At 68.2% G+C, this 5,147-nt stretch carries 3 protein-coding genes; all 3 read left to right on the top strand.

Going from position 1 to position 5,147, the window contains the following annotated elements; translation table 11 throughout:
* Positions 1-58 precede the first annotated feature (58 nt).
* Positions 59-406, top strand: coding sequence for a methyltransferase family protein (locus AC5JJ6_RS40735; protein WP_496047523.1), 348 nt, complete (start codon positions 59-61; stop codon positions 404-406).
* Positions 407-522: 116 nt separating this feature from the next.
* On the top strand, positions 523-4,356 hold the full coding sequence (locus AC5JJ6_RS40730) for a magnesium chelatase subunit H (protein ID WP_496047522.1): 3,834 nt from the start codon (positions 523-525) through the stop codon (positions 4,354-4,356).
* Positions 4,357-4,372: 16 nt separating this feature from the next.
* On the top strand, positions 4,373-5,147 hold a 775-nt coding region (locus AC5JJ6_RS40725; RefSeq protein ID WP_496047521.1), incomplete at its 3' end, for an alpha/beta fold hydrolase.

Raw genomic sequence — 5,147 nt, 5'->3', positions numbered from 1 at the left:
CCAAACGTGCCGATAGCGGAAAAACTCTACCTAAGGCAGTATCAGACGGAGTGGAAACATGACCTCGACCACCGACAAAGCCGGCGTGATCGCACCGCCGCCGCTGCTGTTCGCGGGCGCCGTGGCGATCGGGCTGGCGCTGCACCACTGGGTCTTTCCGATCGGCTTCGGCTTGCCGCCCGGCATCCGGTACGCGTCGGGCGGTCTGCTGATCGTGGCGGCGCTGGCTATCGCGCTGTCGGCCATACGTCTGTTCGGCACGGCCGGCACGCATGTCGAACCGTGGAAGCCGTCCACGGCACTGGTCACCGGGGGGGTCTATCGTTACACGCGCACCCCGATGTACCTGGGCATGGCGCTTCTGATCTGGCAGTGGAGCGTCGCGCGCCGCAGCGGCGGCGGCTGAATACCCCTCCCGCCTCTCCCGCAAAGTGTTAACTTGACTAGACGTCAACTTAACATGACAATATCCGAACTTCATCGGCGGCCTTTGAATGCCGGATGAATCCGGGAGCGAACTCGATGCGGGTAGATGCCATGACGAAGCCGGTTTCCTCAAAAGGCGCAACTCCGGCGGATGCCGTGCCGATCACAGCCATCCCGATCACAGCTATCCCGATCGATGCCGTCCCGATCGCCGTCGTCATCGTCACGATGGACACCCATCTTGCCAGCGCTACCGAACGGGCCTACCGGCGCTTGCTGAGCGATTTTCCCGGTCTGACGCTGCGCCTGCATGCCGCCACCGAATGGGGCGACGATCCCGCCGCACTGGCGCGCTGCCGGACGGATATCGCGGCCGGCGACATCGTCATCTGCGCCATGCTGTTCATGGAAGACCACTACCGCGAGATCCTGGCGGACCTCAAGGCCCGGCGCGACACCTGCGACGCGCTGATCTGCATCCTGTCCGCCAGCGAAGTGACCACGCTGACCCGCATCGGCCGCTTCACGATGGACGGCCAGCCGAGCGGCCTGATGGGGATGCTCAAGCGGCTCCGCGGCAACGGCAAGGACAGGAACGCCAGCGCCGGCGCCCGCCAGATGAAGATGCTGAAGCGCCTGCCCAAGATCCTCCGGTTCATTCCGGGGACTGCCCAGGATGTCCGGGCCTATTTCCTGACCCTGCAATACTGGCTGGCCGGTTCCGACGACAATGTCGTCAACATGATCCGCATGCTGATCGACCGCTATGCCGGCGGCGCCCGGCAGAGCCTGCGCGGAGCGGTCAAGGTGGCGGCTCCCATCGCCTATCCGGATACCGGTGTCTACCATCCCCGCATGAAGGGGCGGATTTCCGCGACGGCCGACCTGCTTCCCCCGGCCGCTCCCGGGCGGGGCACCGTCGGCGTCCTCGGCCTGCGTTCCTATATGCTGGCCGGCAATGCCGCCCATTACGACGGCGTGATCGAAGCGCTGGAGGCGCGTGGTCTTCGCGTCATCCCGGCCTTCGCGGCGGGTCTCGATTCGCGCCCCGCGATCGAGGAGTTTTTCCTGAAGGACGGCCGTCCCGTCATCGACGCGCTGGTGTCGCTGACCGGCTTTTCCCTGGTCGGCGGCCCGGCCTATAACGACGCCCATGCGGCGGAGGAGATGCTGGCGAAGCTCGACGTGCCCTATATCGCGGCCCATCCGGCCGAGTTGCAGACGCTGGAACAGTGGGGCGCTTCCGAGCGCGGGCTGATGCCGGTCGAATCGACCATCATGGTGGCGATCCCCGAACTGGACGGCGCTACGGGACCCATCGTCTTCGGCGGCCGCTCCGACAATTCCGGACGGCCCTGCACCGGCTGCCACAGGGGTTGCGTCTTCACGTCGAGCACCAACGGCCGCGACATGCACGCCTGCATCGAGCGCGCCGGCATGCTGGCGGCGCGGGTGGACAAGCTGGTGACGCTGCGGCGGACCAGGCTTGCCGAGCGCAGGATCGCCGTCGTCCTGTTCAACTTCCCGCCCAATGCCGGCAGCGCCGGGACCGCCGCCTATCTCGCCGTCTTCGACTCGCTGCACCGGACGCTGGCGGCGATGAAGGCGGAAGGCTACGCGGTCGACCTGCCGCCGACCGTGGACGCCCTGCGGGAGCGCATCATCGAAGGCAATCGCGGGCGCTTCGGCGCTCTCGCCAACGTCCATGTCAGGGTGCCGGCCGACGAGATGGTGCGGCGCGATCCCTGGCTGGGCGAGATCGAGGCGCAGTGGGGACCGGCCCCCGGCAAGCACCAGAGCGACGGCGCGTCGGTCTTCGTGCTGGGCGCGCAGTTCGGCAACGTCTTCGTCGGCGTCCAGCCCGCCTTCGGCTACGAGGGCGACCCGATGCGCCTGCTGTTCGAGAATGGGTTCGCCCCGACCCACGCGTTCTCCGCCTTCTACCGCTGGCTGCGCGAGGACTTCCAGGCCCATGCCGTGCTCCATTTCGGCACCCACGGCGCGCTGGAATTCATGCCCGGCAAGCAGGCCGGCATGTCGGCCAAGGACTGGCCCGACCGCCTGATCGGCGACCTGCCCAGTCTGTATCTCTATGCCGCCAACAACCCGTCGGAAGGGGCTCTCGCCAAGCGCCGCGCTTCCGCGACGCTCATCAGCTACCTGACGCCGCCGATCGCCCATGCCGGCCTCTATCGCGGACTGCTCGAGCTGAAATCGTCGATCGACCGCTGGCGGAGCCTCGATCCCGAAGCTGACCTGGAGCGCGACGACCTTGCTATGCTGATCCAGGCCCAGGCCGCCCTGGTCGAACTGGCGGAAGCCGAGCCGGCCTGGACCGGCGATGCCGGCCCCCGCATCCAGCGGATCGCCGCGCAGGTGCTGGAGCTTGAATACACCCTGATCCCCCACGGGCTGCATGTCGTCGGCGCTCCGCCGACGCGGGACCAGCGCGTCGAGATGCTGGAGGCGGTGGCCGACGCCGCCCACGGCGCCCGTCCCGACCGTGCCGCCTTGACGGCCATCGTCGACGGCATGGCGCTGGATGCCGCACTGGAACTCAGCGGGCTGACGCCCGACGACCAGAGCCTCGCCGTCCTGACGAACCTTGCCGACACCGACCGCTGGCTGGCCGAGGACCACGAGATCACGGCGATCCTGCGGGCGCTCGACGGGCGCTTCATCCGTCCCGCTCCCGCCGGCGACCTGCTGCGCACGCCGGCGATCCTGCCGACCGGACGCAACCTCCACGGCTTCGACCCCTTCCGCATCCCCAGCGCCTTCGCCGTGGAGGACGGCGCCCGGCAGGCGGAGCGGATCATCGCCCGCCACCGGGCCGACGGCCTGCCCATGCCGGAAACCGTCGCGATCGTCCTGTGGGGCACCGACAACCTGAAGAACGAGGGCGCTCCGATCGGTCAGGTGCTCGCCCTGATGGGCGTGCGCCCGCGCTTCGACGGCTACGGCCGGCTGGCCGGCGCCACCCTGATCCCGCTGGATGAACTGGGCCGTCCGCGCATCGACGTCATCAGCACGCTGTCCGGCATCTTCCGCGACCTGCTGCCGCTCCAGATCAAGCTGCTGGCGGAAGCCTCGTTCCTGGCCGCCTCGGCGGACGAGCCGTGCGAGCTGAACTTCGTCCGCAAGCACGCGCTTCAATACGTCCAGGAGCACGGCGGCGACCTGGAAACCGCCTCGCTCCGCGTCTTCGGCAATGCCGACGGCGCCTACGGGTCGAACGTCAACCACCTGATCGACTGCGGCGCCTGGGAAGACGAGAGCGAGCTGGCGGAAACCTATTACAAGCGCAAGAGCTTCGCCTATGGCCGCGCCGGTCATCCGGTGCAGCGCACGGCGCTGCTGAAGAGCGTCCTGGCCGGCGTCGATCTGGCGTACCAGAACCTCGACTCGGTCGAACTCGGCGTGACCACCGTCGATCACTATTTCGACACCCTTGGCGGCATCAGCCGCGCCGTCAAGGCCGCCAAGGGCGGGCAGTCGGTTCCGATCTATATCGGCGACCAGACGCGCGGCGACGGCGTGGTCCGGACGCTGGGCGAACAGGTGGCGCTGGAAACGCGGACGCGCACGCTGAACCCCAAGTGGTACGAAGGCATGCTGAGCCACGGCTACGAAGGCGTCCGCCAGATCGAGGAACACGTCTCCAACACCATGGGCTGGTCCGCGACCACCAGCGAGGTAGCGCCCTGGATCTATCAGCAGATCACCGAGACCTTCGTCCTCGATCCCGCGATGCGCAACCGCCTGACCGAACTGAACCCCACGGCGTCGCTGAAACTGACGAACCGGCTGCTCGAAGCCCATGAGCGCCACTACTGGACGCCGGATGCCGCGACCTTCGACGCCCTGCGGAAGGCCAGCGAGGACCTGGAGGACTGCATCGAAGGCGTTTCGGTCGAGGCGGCGGCCTGAGGCCCGGATCGTGAGGATGCGCCGGCTGCGGCCCTTGCTGGCGGTCCCCATGGCGGCGGTCGTCGGCGGTGCGCTGTGGCTGTGGACGCCGGACAGGCCGCGTGCCGACCTGGAAAGCCGGTATCTGGCCCAGCCCGGCGACCTGCGCGACGTAGCCGGGGTCCGCCTGCATGTCCGCGATACGGGACCCCGGGACGCGCCGGCCGTCATCCTGATCCATGGCTTCGGTTCCAGCCTTCATACCTGGGAGGACTGGGCGCGGACGCTGTCCGCCGGCTACCGGGTCATCCGGTTCGACCTGCCCGGTTCGGGCCTGAGCGATCCCGACCCGACCGGCGACTATACCGACCGGCGCAGCCTTCAGGTGCTCGCCGCCCTGATGGACGGTCTCGGCGTCCGGCGCGCCAGCCTGATCGGCAACTCCATCGGCGGCAGGATCGCGTGGAAATTTGCCGTCGGACAGCCTGATCGCACCGACAAGCTCGTCCTGGTCTCGCCGGACGGCTTCGCCAGCGCTGGCTTCCGGTATGGCGTGAAACCCGAGGTTCCCCGGCTGATCCGGCTGATGCGCTACGTCCTGCCCAAGCCGATGCTGCGCATGAACTTGAGCCCCGCCTACGGCGATCCTTCGCGCCTGACCGACGCCGTGCTGGACCGCTACTACGACCTGATGCTGGCGCCGGGCGTCCGCGGCGCGCTGATCGCACGGATGGAACAGACCGTCCTGGAAGACCCGGAACCGCTGCTGCCCCGGATCGCAGCACCGACGCTCCTGCTGTGGGGCGAGAAGG

It is taken from the genome of Skermanella sp. (assembly GCF_059503625.1).
Note: the sequence above shows the minus strand (reverse complement) of the source record. Positions and strands in the feature narration are given on the sequence as shown.